At 70.8% G+C, this 15,108-nt stretch carries 15 protein-coding genes; 8 read left to right on the forward strand and 7 right to left on the reverse strand.

Features of this window, described 5'->3' with window-relative positions; translation table 11 throughout:
- Window positions 1-3: 3 nt before the first annotated feature.
- Window positions 4-300, reverse strand: a complete 297-nt coding sequence (locus FS532_RS12390; protein ID WP_144754705.1) for a hypothetical protein — start codon at window positions 298-300, stop codon at window positions 4-6.
- Window positions 300-1,556 carry an inorganic phosphate transporter gene (locus FS532_RS12395; protein WP_260852667.1) on the reverse strand — a complete coding sequence of 419 codons (1,257 nt, stop codon included), beginning with the start codon at window positions 1,554-1,556 and terminating at the stop codon, window positions 300-302. The genes FS532_RS12390 and FS532_RS12395 overlap by 1 nt, the downstream gene beginning before the upstream one ends.
- Window positions 1,557-1,672: 116 nt before the next feature.
- Between FS532_RS12395 and FS532_RS12400 the strand changes: the two genes are divergently transcribed.
- The 3 genes from FS532_RS12400 (at window position 1,673) to FS532_RS12410 (ending at window position 5,364) form a co-directional block, all read left to right on the forward strand.
- Window positions 1,673-3,361 (forward strand): cation:proton antiporter, encoded by a 1,689-nt coding sequence (locus FS532_RS12400; RefSeq protein ID WP_144754708.1) that lies wholly within the window; start codon window positions 1,673-1,675, stop codon window positions 3,359-3,361.
- A gap of 79 nt (window positions 3,362-3,440) precedes the next feature.
- Window positions 3,441-5,051 (forward strand): ABC transporter permease, encoded by a 1,611-nt coding sequence (locus tag FS532_RS12405; protein ID WP_144754712.1) that lies wholly within the window; start codon window positions 3,441-3,443, stop codon window positions 5,049-5,051.
- 28 nt (window positions 5,052-5,079) lie between these two features.
- The gene (locus FS532_RS12410; protein WP_144754715.1) at window positions 5,080-5,364 is read left to right on the forward strand and encodes a hypothetical protein; all 285 of its coding nucleotides are present in this window, start codon (window positions 5,080-5,082) and stop codon (window positions 5,362-5,364) included.
- Here the strand turns inward: FS532_RS12410 and FS532_RS12415 are convergent.
- Window positions 5,361-5,879, reverse strand: coding sequence for an 8-oxo-dGTP diphosphatase (locus FS532_RS12415; protein ID WP_144754718.1), 519 nt, complete (start codon window positions 5,877-5,879; stop codon window positions 5,361-5,363). The two genes, FS532_RS12410 and FS532_RS12415, sit on opposite strands and share 4 nt — an antisense overlap.
- A 64-nt stretch (window positions 5,880-5,943) precedes the next feature.
- Between FS532_RS12415 and FS532_RS12420 the strand changes: the two genes are divergently transcribed.
- Window positions 5,944-6,294: a tryptophan synthase subunit alpha gene (locus FS532_RS12420; protein WP_144754721.1), complete on the forward strand. Its 351-nt coding sequence runs from the start codon at window positions 5,944-5,946 to the stop codon at window positions 6,292-6,294.
- A 34-nt stretch (window positions 6,295-6,328) separates the two neighbouring features.
- Window positions 6,329-7,219, forward strand: a complete 891-nt coding sequence (locus FS532_RS12425) for an aminodeoxychorismate lyase (RefSeq protein ID WP_144754723.1) — start codon at window positions 6,329-6,331, stop codon at window positions 7,217-7,219.
- 70 nt (window positions 7,220-7,289) lie between these two features.
- On the opposite strand, the gene FS532_RS12430 is transcribed toward FS532_RS12425, so the two are convergent.
- Entirely contained in the window at window positions 7,290-8,486 is a 1,197-nt protein-coding gene (locus tag FS532_RS12430) for an amidohydrolase (protein WP_144754726.1), read from the reverse strand.
- A 124-nt stretch (window positions 8,487-8,610) separates the two neighbouring features.
- Between FS532_RS12430 and FS532_RS12435 the strand changes: the two genes are divergently transcribed.
- A complete protein-coding gene (locus FS532_RS12435; RefSeq protein WP_186322023.1) occupies window positions 8,611-9,804 on the forward strand; it encodes a Fic family protein in 1,194 nt (397 codons plus the stop codon).
- On the forward strand, window positions 9,801-11,942 hold the full coding sequence (locus tag FS532_RS12440; protein ID WP_144754732.1) for a S9 family peptidase: 2,142 nt from the start codon (window positions 9,801-9,803) through the stop codon (window positions 11,940-11,942). The genes FS532_RS12435 and FS532_RS12440 overlap by 4 nt, the downstream gene beginning before the upstream one ends.
- Before the next feature lie 44 nt (window positions 11,943-11,986).
- Here the strand turns inward: FS532_RS12440 and FS532_RS12445 are convergent, their stop codons facing one another.
- The 3 genes from FS532_RS12445 to FS532_RS12450 are packed head-to-tail and all read right to left on the reverse strand — an operon-like array spanning window position 11,987 to window position 14,690.
- On the reverse strand, window positions 11,987-13,519 hold the full coding sequence (locus FS532_RS12445) for a CYTH domain-containing protein (RefSeq protein ID WP_186322024.1): 1,533 nt from the start codon (window positions 13,517-13,519) through the stop codon (window positions 11,987-11,989).
- Complete coding sequence (locus tag FS532_RS18705; protein ID WP_186322025.1) at window positions 13,516-14,355, reverse strand: hypothetical protein; 840 nt, start codon at window positions 14,353-14,355, stop codon at window positions 13,516-13,518. Before FS532_RS18705 ends, FS532_RS12445 begins: the two co-directional genes overlap by 4 nt.
- A complete protein-coding gene (locus FS532_RS12450; RefSeq protein WP_144754737.1) occupies window positions 14,352-14,690 on the reverse strand; it encodes a helix-turn-helix transcriptional regulator in 339 nt (112 codons plus the stop codon). The genes FS532_RS18705 and FS532_RS12450 overlap by 4 nt, the downstream gene beginning before the upstream one ends.
- A gap of 66 nt (window positions 14,691-14,756) precedes the next feature.
- On the opposite strand from FS532_RS12450, the gene FS532_RS12455 reads away from it, so the two are divergent.
- Window positions 14,757-15,029 (forward strand): mycoredoxin, encoded by a 273-nt coding sequence (locus tag FS532_RS12455; RefSeq protein ID WP_079238609.1) that lies wholly within the window; start codon window positions 14,757-14,759, stop codon window positions 15,027-15,029.
- The last annotated feature ends 79 nt before the right edge of the window (window positions 15,030-15,108 follow it).

The raw sequence follows: 15,108 nt of genomic DNA on the forward strand, positions 1-15,108 counted from the left end.
CCATCAGTGGAACTGCGGGACGATCAGGTAGATGCCGTAGAGCACGGCTGCGCCGCAGACGGCGAAGCAGACGACCGAGAGCGTGCGGAACCAGCGCACCGCCGCCGTGACGTTCGACGGGTGCGGGAACCCGACGGTGGCCGGACCGATCGTGCCGTCGTCCTTCACGGTGAACTTGCCCGCGCGGGTGTCGGCGGCACTCCAGAAGCGCAGGCCGATCGAGTAGACGGTGACCACGAAGCACGCACCGATCAGCGAAACGATCGCCACGGTCAGGAACGCGAACCAGTCGATGCCCATCAGCGACGACCTCCCTTGCGGCCGGCCATCCGGCGGAGCGTGCGCTCCCGGCTCAGCTCGGCACGGCGTGCGGCGACGTTCTCCGCGCGCTTCTTGCGCTGCAGGTCGCGGAGTTCCTTGCGGGTGAAGACCGCGTTCGCGGCGACGTCGACCTCGATCGCGGCGGCCTGCTCGTGCGGCTTGCGGAGCGACCAGAGGTACAGGCCGAGGATCACGGCGGCACCGACGAGCGCGTCGATGACCAGACCGGTCACCCCGAGGCGCGCGATGCCCGAGGCCACCGCGCCGACCGCGGCCGCTGCCGGCAGGGTGATGAACCAGGCGATGACGATCTTGCCGGCGGTCGACCACTGGATCTTCGACCCGCGGCGACCGAGCCCGGCACCGATGATCGAGCCGGAGGACACCTGCGTGGTCGAGAGGGCGAAGCCGAGGTGGCTCGACGCGAGGATCGTCGCGGCGGTGGACGCCTCGGCCGCGAAGCCCTGCGTCGCACGGATCTCGGTGATGCCCGATCCGAGCGTGCGGATGATGCGCCAGCCACCGGTGTAGGTCCCGAGGGCGATCGCGAGCGCACAGGCGACGACGACCCAGAACTGCACGCCCTGGTTCGACGACTGCGCACCCGACGCGATGAGGGTGAGCGTGATGACACCCATCGTCTTCTGCGCGTCGTTCGTGCCGTGCGCGAGCGACACCATCGAGCTCGTGAAGATCTGGCCGATGCGGAAGCCGCCGCGCTCGTTCGGGAACACCGGGCGCTTGGTGATCCGGTAGGCGATGCGGGTCGACAGGAAGGACACCAAGGCCGCGATCACCGGCGACAGGAAGGCGGGGATGATCACCACCGTCAGCAGGGCCGCGTAGTTGACGGCGTTGAACCCGGCACCGACGATCGCGGCACCGATGAGCCCGCCGAACAGCGCGTGCGAGGACGACGACGGCAGCCCGCGCAGCCACGTGATCATGTTCCACACGACCGCGCCGATGAGGCCCGCGAAGATCATCTCGGGCGAGATCGCCACACCGCCGGGCCCCTCGTTGATGAGGCCGTGCGAGATCGACGTCGCGACGGCGGTGCTGAGGAACGCACCGACGAGGTTGAGCACCGCGGCGACCGTGACGGCCACCTTGGGCTTCATGGCCCCGGTGGCGATCGGTGTCGCCATCGCGTTGGCGGTGTCGTGAAAACCGTTTGTGAAGTCGAAGAAGAGGGCCAACGCGATGACCAGGACGACTATGAGTGTGATGTCCACCGCGGGCCAGTGTTCCCCATCAGACACCCCGAGGGCAAACCCTGTCGGAAACCTGTTGTTCACCGGACCTTCAGAGTCGTTCAGCATTCGAACCATGCCGATGGGAGAATGTACGGATGGACACCGTCGAGCTCCTCATCCTGTTGGTCGGATCGCTCGCGGTGACGGGGTTCGCTCGGGCGAAGGGGCTGCCCGCTCCACTGCTCGTGACCGCGGTCGCGCTCGCGGCGTCGTTCCTGCCGGGACTCCCGCCGATCGAGATCGACTCCGAGGTCATCCTGACGCTGATCCTGCCGCCGCTGCTCTACTCGGCCGCCCTCGACGTGTCGTGGCAGAGCTTCCGGCAGTCCATCAAGCAGATCCGCCGTCTCGGCATCTTCCTCGTGATCATCACCGCGCTCGCCGTCGGCGTGGTCGCGTACTTCCTCATCCCCGACATGACGCTGCCGGCGGCGATCCTGCTCGGCGCCATCGTGGCCCCGCCGGACGCCGTGTCGGCCGCAGCGATCGGTCGGAAGCTCGGACTCCCCCGACGGGTGATGACGGTGCTCTCCGGCGAGAGCCTCATCAACGACGCAGCCTCGCTGACCCTGGTGCGGGTGTTCACGCTGATCATCGCCGGCACCTCGCTCACGGTGTGGCAGGACCTCGGGATCTTCGGACTCGCGATCGGCGTCGGTCTCGCGGTCGGCATCGTCCTCGGGGTGCTCGTGCACTGGATCCGGATGCGGATCAACGACCCCGTGGTCGAGACGATCATGAGCATCCTGCTGCCGTTCGTCGCGTACATCCTGGCCGAGGACCTCTCCGGCTCCGGCGTCATCGCGGTCGTCACCGCCGGCCTCTACATCGGCTACAACTCGCCGAAGGAGGGCTACGCCACCCGACTCCAGGAACGCCCGCTGTGGACGAGCATCGACGTCATCCTCGAGGGGTTCGTCTTCGCCCTCATCGGCCTGCAGCTCAACACCGTCGTGCAGGACCTCGTCGAGAGCGAGCGCAGTCTGGCGCAGACGCTCACGGCCGCGGGGGTGGTGCTCGTCGTCGTGATCCTGGTGCGGCCGCTGTTCATCTTCGAGTCGTACGTCCGGAACCGGTTCAACGGCCGGTGGTTCCGACCACTGCGCATCCGGCTGTCCCGCGGGCACCCCTCGCTGCGGTGGATGCGCGGTTCGGCCGAGCCGAAGCTCAACTGGCGGGAGCTCACGGTCATCTCGTGGACGGGGATGCGCGGCGTGGTCACCCTCGCTGCCGCGGTGTCCGTCGTCGCCAGCCCGACGAAGATCCCGGCGCAGGACACCATCTTCGTGATCGCGTTCATCGTGACGGTCGGCACCCTGCTGCTCCAGGGCCTGACGCTGCCGTTCGTCATCCGGTCCCTCAAGGTGCAGGACCCGGCCGAGGACGACGAGGACATCCGCAGCGAGATGCGGCTCAACCAGCGCACCACCGAGGCCGCCATCGAGCTGCTCGAGAAGCGTCGACCCGACTGGGCGCAGCAGTTCGGCACCGAGGCCGTCGACTCCGTGGTGAACCGGTTGAAGGCCCGACTCGAACGCCAGGCCGAGACGTTCCGCCGCGACGCCGAGGAAGAGGAGGACGAGGAGCGCAACGCCCCGGTCCGTCTCCGTGGCTCGCAGATCCAGGACATCCGGCGAGAGCTGCTCGACCGGCGTCGGGAGATCGTGCTCGAGGAACGCGAGAAGGGGAACCTCGACGAGGAGGTCATGCGCCGGGTGCTCGTGACGCTCGACGCGGAGGAGCTCGCGATGGACTCGGCGCAGGCCTCCCGCAGCCGGTCCTGAGCGTCCGAGCCGCCCAGCGCGCGTGCGGCCCTCCGGGCGTATCCTGGCGGCCCGACCCAGAACAGGAGCGCTACGCCGAGTGAGCACGCCGCGGAACGACGTCCCCAGGAACAACGACCTCCCGGATCGTGACGGTGGGCCGCGGCAGAACCCCGCTCCGAAGCAGCGCGCGACGCGCCCCTCCACCCGAGGTGGATCGAGGCCCCGCCGTGGTGCCCCGGTCGCCGGCACCCGCCCGAACCGCAACGGCGGCAACGGCAGCGGCGCCCGCGTTCGCCAGGCCCCCGTCCCGGAGCCGCAGCGGATCAGCCGCTACCGACGCTGGTTCGGCACGCTCCACCCCTCACTGCAGCTCATCGGCCTGCAGCTCTGGATGCCGCTCTTCTTCATCGTCGGCTTCTGCCTCTGCTACGTCTTCGCGTTCCACGCCCCGCACCCGCACGACGTCCCCATCGCCCTCGTCGGCAGCGACCCGACCCTCGTCGCGGCGATGGACAAGGCGCTTCCCGGCGAGTACCTCTTCCACACCTACGACTCCCTCGCGCAGGCGAAGCGCGACGTCCTCGCCGGCACCATGGCGGTCGCGTACGACCCGTCGACGAACGAGGTCTTCAAGGCCACGGCGCACCAGTTCCAGGTCGCCTCGCTCGTCCCCGTGACCCTGAGCACCGTCCTGACCGGCATCGGGGTGGCCGCGCCGACCGTCACCGAGCTCGCACCCCTCCCCGCCTGGGATGAATACGGCACCGTCGCCATGTACGTCATGCTCGCGTGGTGCATCGGCGGCTACATGGTCGCGATGTTCATCGGCATCATGGGCGGCCCGCTCCGGCACCGCACCCGGATGGCGGTCATCGTCGTCGGTGGCCTCGTGATCTCGCTCATCACGAACACGCTCGCCGGCCCCGTCGTCGGCGCGATCCACGGACACTGGATCGAGCTCGTCCTCATCGCCTGGGGCTGGATCGTCGCGATCGGCCTGGCGGTCAACGGCCTGAGCTACTTCGTCGGCCGCTTCATCGCCGCACCGGCCATGATCTGCTTCGTCTTCCTGTCGATGCCCTCGTCCGGCGGCGCGTACCCGAAGTGGTTCATGCCGGAGCCCTTCGCGTGGCTCAACAACGTGGTCGTCGGCTCGAGCATGGTCGACATGATCAAGCACCAGATCTACGGCGTCGGCCCGTCGTACTCGCGCGGCCTCATCACGATGGCCTGCTACGCCGGCGCCGGACTCGTGCTCATGTACTTCGGCAAGATGTGGTGGGAGCGCCGCCGCATCCGCGCGATCGTCACCGGCCGCACCACGATGTTCCAGGACGCCCAGACCGCGAACCGCGAGTTCCTCGGCACGCAGCGCGACGCCGAGCTCGAGCGCCACGGGTTGACCTCGACGGAGACCGGCACCCTGAGCGTGCTGCACGACGTCGACTGGGAGGACGACCGCGCGAACGGCGACGTCTTCATGGGCGGCCGCGACGGCCTCGAGACCGAGACCACCCCGACCGGGCGCATCCCCGTGGTGCGTGGCGCGGACCGCACCGGTCCGGTGCAACGGCCTGGAGGCGCGGCGACCGGCCCACGGACCCGCCCCGTCCCCCGCGTGGACGGTTCACGGACCCCGGTCCGGTCCGACGCGTCGGGTCGCGACGCGGACGACGGGCGCCCGCACGGTCGCCACGCGGACCGCTGACGCGCGGGCCGGCGGGTATCCTGGAGGCATGAACCCCCGCATCGCCTGGCACCGCGTCCTCGTCACCGTCGTCGTCGTGTTCCTCGTGCTGACGGTCGGCTTCTACGCCGCGAGCGTGCTCCTCGCACCCGCCGACGGCCGGAACGTCGCGGGACTGTTCGTGGGCTGGGCGATGTTCGCCATGGTCGGCGCGATCGTCTTCGGCATCATCGACTTCTTCGTCCGCCCGCTCGGTGGCCGCAGCGGTGACGCCGAGGTGATGGCCGCCGCCGAGGAAGCCCGCACCGGCAGCACCCGCACCCAGACCCGTTAGGCCGGGGGTTCGACCCCGGTACCGGTGTAGCCCGACACCGTCGCGTCGTCTTCGGCGAAGGTGAAGCGGGCCCGCACCGATCCCCCGCGGAGCACCCCCGGCAGCCAGTACTTCGCGTCGTCCCACATGGCGTCGAACGGAACGGCGTCGACCGGGATCCACCGGGGCTCGAGTTCGTCGCTGCCCGACGGGCTGCCCTGCCAGCGGCGGCAGACGAAGACGTCCGAGACCTGGGACCAGGACGGACGGGACGGGAACTTGTAGTCCAACGTGCCCCGCGCCTCCAGGTCGTCCGTCTCGATCCGCAGGCCGACCTCCTCAGCGACCTCGCGTACCGCGGTCTCGACCGCGGACTCCCCCGGCTCCCGCTTGCCGCCGGGGCCGACGAGGCGGCCCGTGCCGAGGCCGCGCCGCTTCTCGCCGAGGAGCACCTCGGCACCGTGCGCCCCGTCGCGCACCAGGTAGACGACCACCACGGCGGGGTGCTGGGACTTGCTCTCGTCGCGCGGGTTCACGCGTCAAGTCTGGCCGAAGTTCTGGCGTAGGCTTTTTCCATGGCAGGCGTGCTGCGGGGGCATCATGGCTGAGTCTCGCAGGGCGGGGCGCAGCCTCGAAGTGCTGCGTGCCGAGGCCGCCGAGGAGATCTCGATGCTCGTGGAGCACCGGAGCCGCCAGGGCGAGGACCCGTGGGAGTTCATGCCGACGCTCCCCACCGTCGACGAGCAGGTCGTGCTCATCCTCCGCGCGGACGCCGTCGAGCTCGACGCTGCGATCGGGCAGCGGAGTGCGCAGTGGTCCATGCACCCGGCGTCCGGCCAGGGCACCCGCCTCGGCGAGGAGTACCACCGGTTGCGCCGCATCGCACTGCAGCACCCGGAGCTGACGCCGGCGGTGTGGAAGCTCCTGGGCGCTCTGCCCGAGGCCGGCTAGGTCCTTCCCGGCCGGGCTGCGGTTGGATGGGGACATGACCGAAACCGTCCTCGCTGTCCTGAACCAGCCCTCGCGCGACGCTGCACCGCACGACCCCGCCGCGGACGCCTTCACGTTCGCCGGGCCGCTCGAGGAGCACATCCAGGTGCAGGACCTCGGCATCATCCGCGGCGACGGCGTCTTCGAGACGATCACCGTCGTCGACGGGCACCCGCAGGCCGTCGAGCCGCACCTCGCCCGCTTCGAGCGCTCGGCGCGGATGCTCGACCTGCCCGCCCCCGACGTGGACACCTGGCGCCGAGCGATCGAGGCCGTGTGCGCCGAGCTGGACCCGGTCCGCGAGGCGATGGTGAAGACCGTCCTCACCCGTGGCGTCGAGGGGTCCGACCGGCCCACCGGGTGGGTGTACGCCGCGCCGTCCGGCGACTCGACCGCTGCGCGCACCGAGGGGATCTCGGTCGTGACGCTCGACCGGGGCTACCGGCACGACGTCGAGCGGACCTCCCCGTGGCTGCTGCAGGGCGCGAAGACGCTGTCCTACGCGGTGAACATGGCGGCCCTGCGCGAGGCGGCCCGCCGCGGCGCCGACGACGCCGTCTTCGTCTCCACCGACGGCTACGTGCTCGAGGGCACCCGCGCCAACCTGATCCTCTCCGTCGGCGGTCGGCTCGTGACGCCGCGCACCGACATCGGGATCCTCGCGGGCACCACGCAGGCGGACGTCTTCCGGTTCGCCGAGGAGTCGGGCATCGAGACGGCGTACGAACTCGTCACGCTCGACGACTTCCACGCGGCGGACGCGGCCTGGCTCGTGTCGAGCGTTCGGCAGGCTGCCCCGATCCGTGCGGTGAACGGGAACGAGCGGGCGATCGACGCCGAGCTCACCACCCGGATCAACGACTTCCTGCTGGCGCGCGCGGTCTGATCAGGTGACCGAATGACGGACTGGAGGCGCGGTGCCAGCTGGCACCGTGCCTCCCGTCCGTCAGCGGTCGCTACCAACGCGGCGTGGTGACGCCCGTCCCGTCGGCCCAGGTGAAGACGGACTTGCCGTCGATCCAGACGCGCGTCGCGCGGCTGGTGGCATCGAGCGGGTCACCGTCCCAGAGGACGAGGTCGGCGTCGTAGCCCTCGGCGAGACGACCGACGCGGTCACCGAACCCGAGGAACTCGGCCGGGTTCGTGGTGAGCGCCTCGAGCGCGGTCTGGCGCGGCAGGCCCTCCTTGACGGCAGCGGTCGCCTGGTCGACGAGCATGTTGATCGGCACGACGGGGGCGTCCGTGGTGATGGCGACACGGACCCCGGCGGCGGCGATCGTGGCGAGGTTCGGGATGCCGCGGTCGCGGAGCTCCACCTTCGAGCGGCTCGTGAAGAGCGGGCCGTAGATGACGGGGATGTCCTTCTCGGCGAGGACGTCGGCGATCTTGTGCGCCTCGGTGCCGTGGTTGACGACGAGGCGGTAGCCGAACTCCTCGGACAGGCGGATCGCGGTGGCGATGTCGTCGTGGCGGTGGGTGTGCTGGTCCCACACGAGCTCGCCGTCGAGGACGCGGACGAGGGTCTCCTTCGTGAGGTCGCGCGCGAACGGCTCGTCCTTCGCGGCGGCGGCGTCACGGGCGGCGCGGTAGTTCTGCGCCTCGACGAAGGCGTCGCGGATGATCTTGGCGACCCCGAGACGGGTGGACGGCGTCTGTCCCTTGCCGCCGTACACGCGCTTCGGGTTCTCGCCGAGGGCGCTCTTGATGCTCACCGAGTCCGAGATGAGCTGCTCGTCGATCGTGCGCCCGCCCCAGGTCTTGATCGCCACGCTCTGGCCGCCGATCGGGTTGCCGGACCCGGGCTTGACGACGATCGAGGTGATGCCACCGGCGAGGGCGTCGCGGAAGCCCTCGTCGTCGATGTCGATCGCGTCGATCGCCCGGACGCCGGCCATGTTCGGGCCGGTCATCTCGTTCGTGTCGTTGCCCGCCTCACCGTTGGCTTCCTCGTGGATGCCGACGTGACCGTGCGCCTCGACGAAGCCGGGCACGAGCCACGCACCAGCGGCGTCGACGACCTCGAGCCCCGGGGGCGGCGTGACGTCCGGGCCGAGGGCCGTGATCGTGCCGTCCTCGACGACGACCGTGCCGTCGAACTCGGGGGCGGAGACAGGGACCACGTGCGCGTTGGTGACGACGAAGGAGTTGCTCATGTCACCACGGTATCGAGATGGGCCGACATCCCTGTCATGCATACAACATGCCGATTCCTGGCGTGCGCGGGCGTGGGTCTCCTACGGTCGCCGGACCACGACGTCCACGCCACCCGGAGGAAGCATGCCGATCGACGAGCACCCCTGGCCCGCGCACACCACACGCACGGTGCCGTGGCGCAGCAGCGTCCGCCTTCCCCGTCACGATCGTCGGACGACCTCGATCAGCACCTCGATCCCGCCGTGCATCGTCGGCGCCACGTGGGTCCCCGATCGCGAGACCGAGGCGCTGCTCGACCGCGCCGCCACGGCGCTGACGGAGCTGGACGAGCGCCACGGCGCGGACCTCGGGGCGCTCGGCGGCGCACTCGACCGGACCGAGGCCGTCGCGTCCTCCCGCATCGAGCAGGAATCGGCGACCATCGACGACGTCGCCCGTGCCGTGGTCGGCGTCCGCGCGAACACGAGCGCGGTGGCTGTGGTGCGTGCCGGGGACGCCATCGAACGGCTGGTCTCGTCGGCCGGCTCCGGCACCATCACGCCGACCGCGGTGCTCGACGCCCACCGCGCACTCATGCGGGACGACCCGGTCGACGGTCGGTACGCCGGCCGGTACCGCGACGTGCAGAACTGGATCGGCGGGGGCGTCACACCCCGGCTCGCACGTCACGTTCCCCCACCGCCGGAACTGGTCCCGGCACTCATGGACGACCTGTTCGCGTTCCTCCACCGGGACGACCTGCACCCCCTCGCGCAGGCCGCCATCGGGCACGCGCAGTTCGAATCGATCCACCCGTTCACCGACGGCAACGGTCGGATCGGGCGGGCCCTGGTCGGCGCGGTCCTGCGTCGGCGCGGCATCACACGGGTGCTGACCGTACCGGTCGCCACCGCACTCGTCGCAGAACAGGACCGGTACTTCTGGCACCTGGAGCGGTACCGGGACGGCCGGGTCGACGCGTGGATCCGCGACCTCGCGATCGCCGTCGGCACCGTCTGCGACGAGGCCACCCTCACCGCGCTGCTGCTCGCTGAGGCATCCGCCGGACTGGGCCCGACGGTGCGCTCCGTCATCGGGGACGATCCGGTCCTGACCGAGGACCGCCTGGCGGACGGCCTCCGTGCGGCCGGACTGCACCACGACACAGCGGTCGACACCGTCGCCGCGGACCTCTGCCGGCGCGGGGTGCTCCGCGCGGTGACCGAACGCCGGCGGAACCGTGCGTGGGTGGTCGTCGCGCTGGCCGACGAGCTCGCGGCGTTCGGCGATCGCGTCCGGGCCGCCGTCCTGCAACGGGCGAATAGGGTGGGGTGGTGAGCAGCGAGCACGCCCAGGCCACCCCGCCCACCGCCGCCAAGCGGCCCGTGACACGGACCCACCACGGCATCGACTTCGTCGACGACTACGAGTGGCTGCGGGACAAGGAATCACCCGACACCCTGGCCTACCTCGAGGCCGAGAACGCCCACACCGACGCGGCGACCGCGCACCTCGGCGCCCTGCGTGACCGGATCTTCACCGAGGTGAAGGACCGCGTGCAGGAGACCGACCTCTCCGTGCCGGTGCGGATGGGCGACTGGTGGTACTTCACCCGGACGTCCGAGGGCAGCCAGTACGGCGTGCACTGCCGTGCCCCGATCAGCGGCCCCGACGACTGGACGCCGCCCGCGGTGCTCGAGGGCGAGGCCACGCTCCCCGGCGAGCACGTCGTCCTCGACGGCAACGCCCTCGCCGACGGGCACGAGTTCTTCTCGCTCGGCACCTACGACATCAGCGACGACGGCACCCGGCTCGTCTACGGCATCGACGTCGAAGGCGACGAGCGGTACACCCTGCACGTCCGCGACCTCACGTCCGGCGCCGACCTCGGGGACGAGATCCCGAACACCGGCGCCGGTGCGACCTTCGACCCGTCCGGTCGCTACGTGTTCTACCCGACCGTCGACGCCTCCTGGCGTCCAGACCGGATCTGGCGACACACCGTCGGCAGCACCGCCGCCGAGGACGTCGTCGTGTTCGAGGAACCCGACGACCGCTACTGGGTCGGCGTGGGCGTCACCCGGTCGTCGCAGTACATCGTCATCGAGCTCGGTTCGAAGATCACGTCCGAGGCCCTCGTCCTCGACGCCGCAGACCCCACCGGCGAGTTCCAGGTCGTGTGGCCGCGGCGCGAGGGCGTCGAGTACGAGATCGAGCACGCGATCGTCGGCGGCAGCGACCGCTTCCTCGTGCTCCACAACGACGGCGCCGAGAACTTCGAACTCGTCGACGTCCCCGCCGACGACCCGATGTCCGAGCGGGACCGACGTGTGGTCGTCGCGCACCACACCGAGCGGCGCATCGAGTCGGTGGACGCCTTCGCCGGTCACCTCGCGCTGGAGTACCGGTCCGAGGCACTCCCCCGTGTCGCGATCATCCCGATCGAGGGCGACGGCTACGGTGACGCGCACGAGGTCCCCTTCGACGAAGCCCTGTTCTCCGCCGGACTCGGTGGGAACCCCGAGTGGGACCAGCCCACCCTCCGCATCGGTTTCACCTCGTTCGTCACGCCGTCCGAGATCAGCGACCTCGACCTCGCGTCCGGCGAGGTCACCGTCCTGAAGCGCCAGCCCGTCCTCGGCGGGTACGACCCCGCCGACTACGTGCAGGAACGCGACTGGGCGACCGCGACGGACGGCACGCGCGTGCCGATCTCGCTCGTCTGGCGTCGTGACGCCGTCGACACCGATCGACCGGCACCCCTGCACCTGTACGGCTACGGGTCGTACGAGCACTCGATCGACCCGGGGTTCAGCGTCATGCGACTGTCGATGCTCGACCGCGGTGTGGTGTTCGCGGTGGCGCACGTCCGCGGCGGTGGCGAGATGGGGCGGCACTGGTACGAGAACGGCAAGACCCTCACGAAGAAGAACACCTTCACCGACTTCGTCGCGGTCGCGTCGCACCTCATCGAGTCCGGCCGGACCAGCGCCGACCGGCTCGTGGCCGAGGGCGGCAGCGCGGGAGGCCTGCTGATGGGCGCCGTGGCGAACCTCGCTCCCGAGCGCTTCGCCGGCATCCTCGCCGCCGTGCCGTTCGTCGACGCGCTGACGAGCATCCTCGACCCGGACCTCCCGCTCACCGTGATCGAGTGGGACGAGTGGGGTGACCCGCTGCACGACGCCGAGGTCTACCGCTACATGAGCGAGTACACCCCGTACGAGAACGTCCGGTCCGACGTGCAGTACCCGAAGATCCTCGCGGTGACCTCGATCAACGACACCCGCGTGCTCTACGTGGAGCCCGCGAAGTGGACGGCGAAGCTGCGCGAGGTCGGCGCGCCCGTCCTGCTCAAGACCGAGATGGCCGCCGGACACGGTGGCGTCAGCGGTCGGTACGACTCGTGGAAGGAACGGGCGTTCGAGCTCGCGTGGCTGCTCGACGTCCTCGGGCTGGCGGACGACGAGCCCGCCTGACGAGCGTGCGGCGCGCGCCGCACGCTCGTCGCCGGGCCGCGCGTTCACACGCGGTTGAGCGCGTGCACCGCCTCGTCGTAGGACTCTTCGGCCAGGCGGACACGGTCGCCCGCGAGGACGCCGTACCCGAACGTCCCCTCGCCACCGCGCTCGGCGATGCCCGAGTGCACCCGGAGCACGTCGAGCGCGTGCAGTGAGCGCACCCGCTCGGTGAGCACGTCCGCCGCGTCCCCGATGCGCTTCCACAGTGCGTGCGGGAAGGCATCGTCTCCGAGGACGTCCATGGCCATCCGCGCCCGGGTCGCTGCCTGCCAGGCCAGCTCGGTCGCTTCGCGCGCGGTCGCTTCACGGTCGAGCACCGCGGACGAATCGTCGTCGTCCCCCACCGAGTCCCGGACGAGCTCGCGCACACGCGGCTTCTCGACCGCTGAGACGTCCTGTGCCACCTTCTTCGGCGACCGCAGGGCCCATGCGGTCGGCGCGGGCCGCTCGACGGCGTCGTCGAGCACGTCGAGGAGTTCGAGAAACGGTTCGCCGTGGAGGAACGCGACGACGTCCCGCACCGCCACGGCACGGCGCTCCCGGGTCGCGGCGAGGATCCGCTCCCGGGTCATGGCGTCGACGAGGGCGTCCTGCGTCGGCGTCGAGGCGCGGGGCAGCCCGTCGACGAGGTACTCGGCCAACGCGGCACGTGCCGTGACGGCGGCGAGCCCCTCGGCGGCCTCCGCCGCGCGGTCCACGTCCTCCGTCGGCGGGAACGCGGGCCGGTAGGACCCGATCACCGCGGCGATCCCGAGGGCGGCGGCTGCCGTTTCGCGGAGGTCCGCCTGCCCACCGGACCGGAGCAGTGTCTCCTGGTCGAGCAACGTGGAACGCAGCTTCCGGAGTCGCTTCACGAGCGCGCGTGCCGCGGTGCCCTTGTCGGGCTTGTCGGCGGACTGGAGGCGCGGTGCCGGTGCGCCTGCCAGCCCACGTGCCAGCTTGGACGAGACGGCGGCGGGGCCGGCACCGACAGCCGCGAAGCGACCGTCGAGCGCGGCGAAGAGTTCGTGGGAGACCTGCGGGTCGACGCCGCCGACGGTTTCCACCTCGACCTCGCGCCAGGTGCGCGGCGTCTCCGGGGCGTCGTCGTCGAGTCGCTGCGCGGCGACCTGGTCGTCGGCGAGTTCGGCGATCTGGTCGCCGTCCTCGTCGAGCAGCCGGGTGACCGTGCGGGTGGTGGTGATCCGGACGACCGGACGCAGGCCACGACCACGGCGTTCGGTGAAGAGTGCGGCGAGGACCTCGTCCGGCACGGTGTCGGCGTCGTCGGTGAGCGGGAAGTGCTGCTCGTGCCGGACCGTGTCGGACGCTGCGCGCTTGATGTGCCAGCCGGCGTCGGGGCCACCCGTCCGGCGACGCACCGTCACCCGGGCGGCGACGAGGTCGTACCGCTCGGTGTCCCAGTAGGTCGCGTCGAGTTCGAACGGTTCCTGGTGGTCGGTGCGGAGGATGCCGCCGACACCGATCAGGTCGGGGAGGGCGCCTTCCTCGGGCAGGTCGTAGGTGCGCTCGATCTCGAGGTGCGTGTCACTCACGCGCTCTTGTCTACCAGTGCTTCCCCGTGCGCCTCGACCAGTGCGGGTGCATCTGTGGAGAACCGGGCGGCGATCGCCGCACCGGCCACGGCGACGAGGAACGGCACCGCGTCGACTGCCGTGGCCAGAGCCGCCTTGACGGAGTACGCGAGCGGCGTTCCGTACAGACCGTTCGACAACGGGAACACCACGACCGACGCCACGATCGGCAGGAGCAGCAGCGACCAGGTCCAGCGAGGACGCCGCAGCACGACGAGCCAGGCGGCGAGCCACGCGCCGGCGATGATCCCGAGCGCGAGAGCCGGGTGCGTGGGCAGGTCGAGGAACCCGGTGACGATCGCCCACCAGAGCACGCTCACCGCGAGCACGACCAGGGCACCCATCGTCCGGCGACGGAGCGGTGACCCTGTCGCCAGCATGACGCTGAGACCGACGGCGAGTCCTGGCACGACGGTCAGGCAGAACGAGACCAGCAGGGCCGACTGGGTGCCGCCTGGGTAGCCGTTGTAGCGCTGCAGGAGGCCGAGGCCGAGGCTCGCGCCCAGGAAGCTGACGACGGCGAGCGTCAGCAGGACCGGGATCGTCGGGATGGTGTGCGGCGCGGCACGGACGGTGAGCGGTGCTGCGGTCATGGATTCCCCCCATGTGGATCGGTGTCCGGCGCGTCGGTGGAAGAGCGCCGTGGTGAGTGCGCCGAACGCGAGTGCGGTCGGCGAGAGGTCGAGTTCCCGGGCATCCCGGACATCGGCGAGCCACTGCTCCCGACGGGTGTCGCGGTGGGCGGCGGGCGAGACGGCGACGGCCGCCCCGACGAGGAAGCGATCGAGCGCGGTCACGAGGTCACCGTCCGACCGGTCGGGCGCGCCGGACGAGCTGCGCGTGCTGCGGCGTCGGTCGCCGCCTGCCGCGCGTCGAGCAGCGCCCGGGCGGCCTCGGCACCGTCGGCCGTGAACTCGTAGAGCCGTCGACGTGGACCGGGGCGTTCGGCGTCGTCGTCCCACGAGGACCGGATCCACCCCTGCCGCTCGAGGCGCTCGAGGATCGGGTAGACGGTGCCCGCCTGTCGCCCGGTGGCCTTGATGACGAGCAGTCCCCACACGGCATCGTCGCTCGCGAGCAACGCGTCGAGCACGTCGAGCGTGGGAGCGGTCACGCGTCGGATCGGTTCCATGCACTCAACCTACCTATGTCGAATAAGCGGCGCAAGACCTCCAGGCGAGCGAGTTACCCTGGGCCCATGAGCGAGACGATCACCCGCGACGCGTTCGTGCCGGAGGCCGGCGCCGTCACGATGTTCACCACCACCTGGTGCGGCTACTGCGCGCGCCTGAAGAACCAGATGTCGAAGGCCGGCGTCCCCTACACCGAGGTCGACATCGAGCAGACCCCGGGGACGGCCGAGCTCGTCGCCGAGGTCAACGGCGGGAACCAGACCGTGCCGACGCTCGTGTTCCCGGACGGCAGCACGGCGACGAACCCGTCCCTCGCCGAGGTCCAGTCGCGCATCTGACGCATCGCGCCCGCGAACGAACATCGCGCCCCGTGCAAACGGGGCGCGATGTCTGTAGCGGGGCGCGGACGTGCGCAGG

Origin of the sequence: Curtobacterium pusillum (genome assembly GCF_007673235.1) — a bacterium.
In the GTDB taxonomy this organism is placed as follows: domain Bacteria; phylum Actinomycetota; class Actinomycetes; order Actinomycetales; family Microbacteriaceae; genus Curtobacterium; species Curtobacterium pusillum_C.

Bases quoted from the DNA above. Each gene is read 5' to 3' on its own strand.
- FS532_RS12390 (WP_144754705.1), bottom strand. From the start codon at position 300: ATGGGCATCGACTGGTTCGCGTTCCTGACCGTGGCGATCGTTTCGCTG.
- FS532_RS12400 (WP_144754708.1), top strand. From the start codon at position 1,673: ATGGACACCGTCGAGCTCCTCATCCTGTTGGTCGGATCGCTCGCGGTG.
- FS532_RS12410 (WP_144754715.1), top strand. From the start codon at position 5,080: ATGAACCCCCGCATCGCCTGGCACCGCGTCCTCGTCACCGTCGTCGTC.
- FS532_RS12420 (WP_144754721.1), top strand. From the start codon at position 5,944: ATGGCTGAGTCTCGCAGGGCGGGGCGCAGCCTCGAAGTGCTGCGTGCC.
- FS532_RS12425 (WP_144754723.1), top strand. From the start codon at position 6,329: ATGACCGAAACCGTCCTCGCTGTCCTGAACCAGCCCTCGCGCGACGCT.
- FS532_RS12430 (WP_144754726.1), bottom strand. From the start codon at position 8,486: ATGAGCAACTCCTTCGTCGTCACCAACGCGCACGTGGTCCCTGTCTCC.
- FS532_RS12435 (WP_186322023.1), top strand. From the start codon at position 8,611: ATGCCGATCGACGAGCACCCCTGGCCCGCGCACACCACACGCACGGTG.
- FS532_RS12450 (WP_144754737.1), bottom strand. From the start codon at position 14,690: ATGGAACCGATCCGACGCGTGACCGCTCCCACGCTCGACGTGCTCGAC.
- FS532_RS12455 (WP_079238609.1), top strand. From the start codon at position 14,757: ATGAGCGAGACGATCACCCGCGACGCGTTCGTGCCGGAGGCCGGCGCC.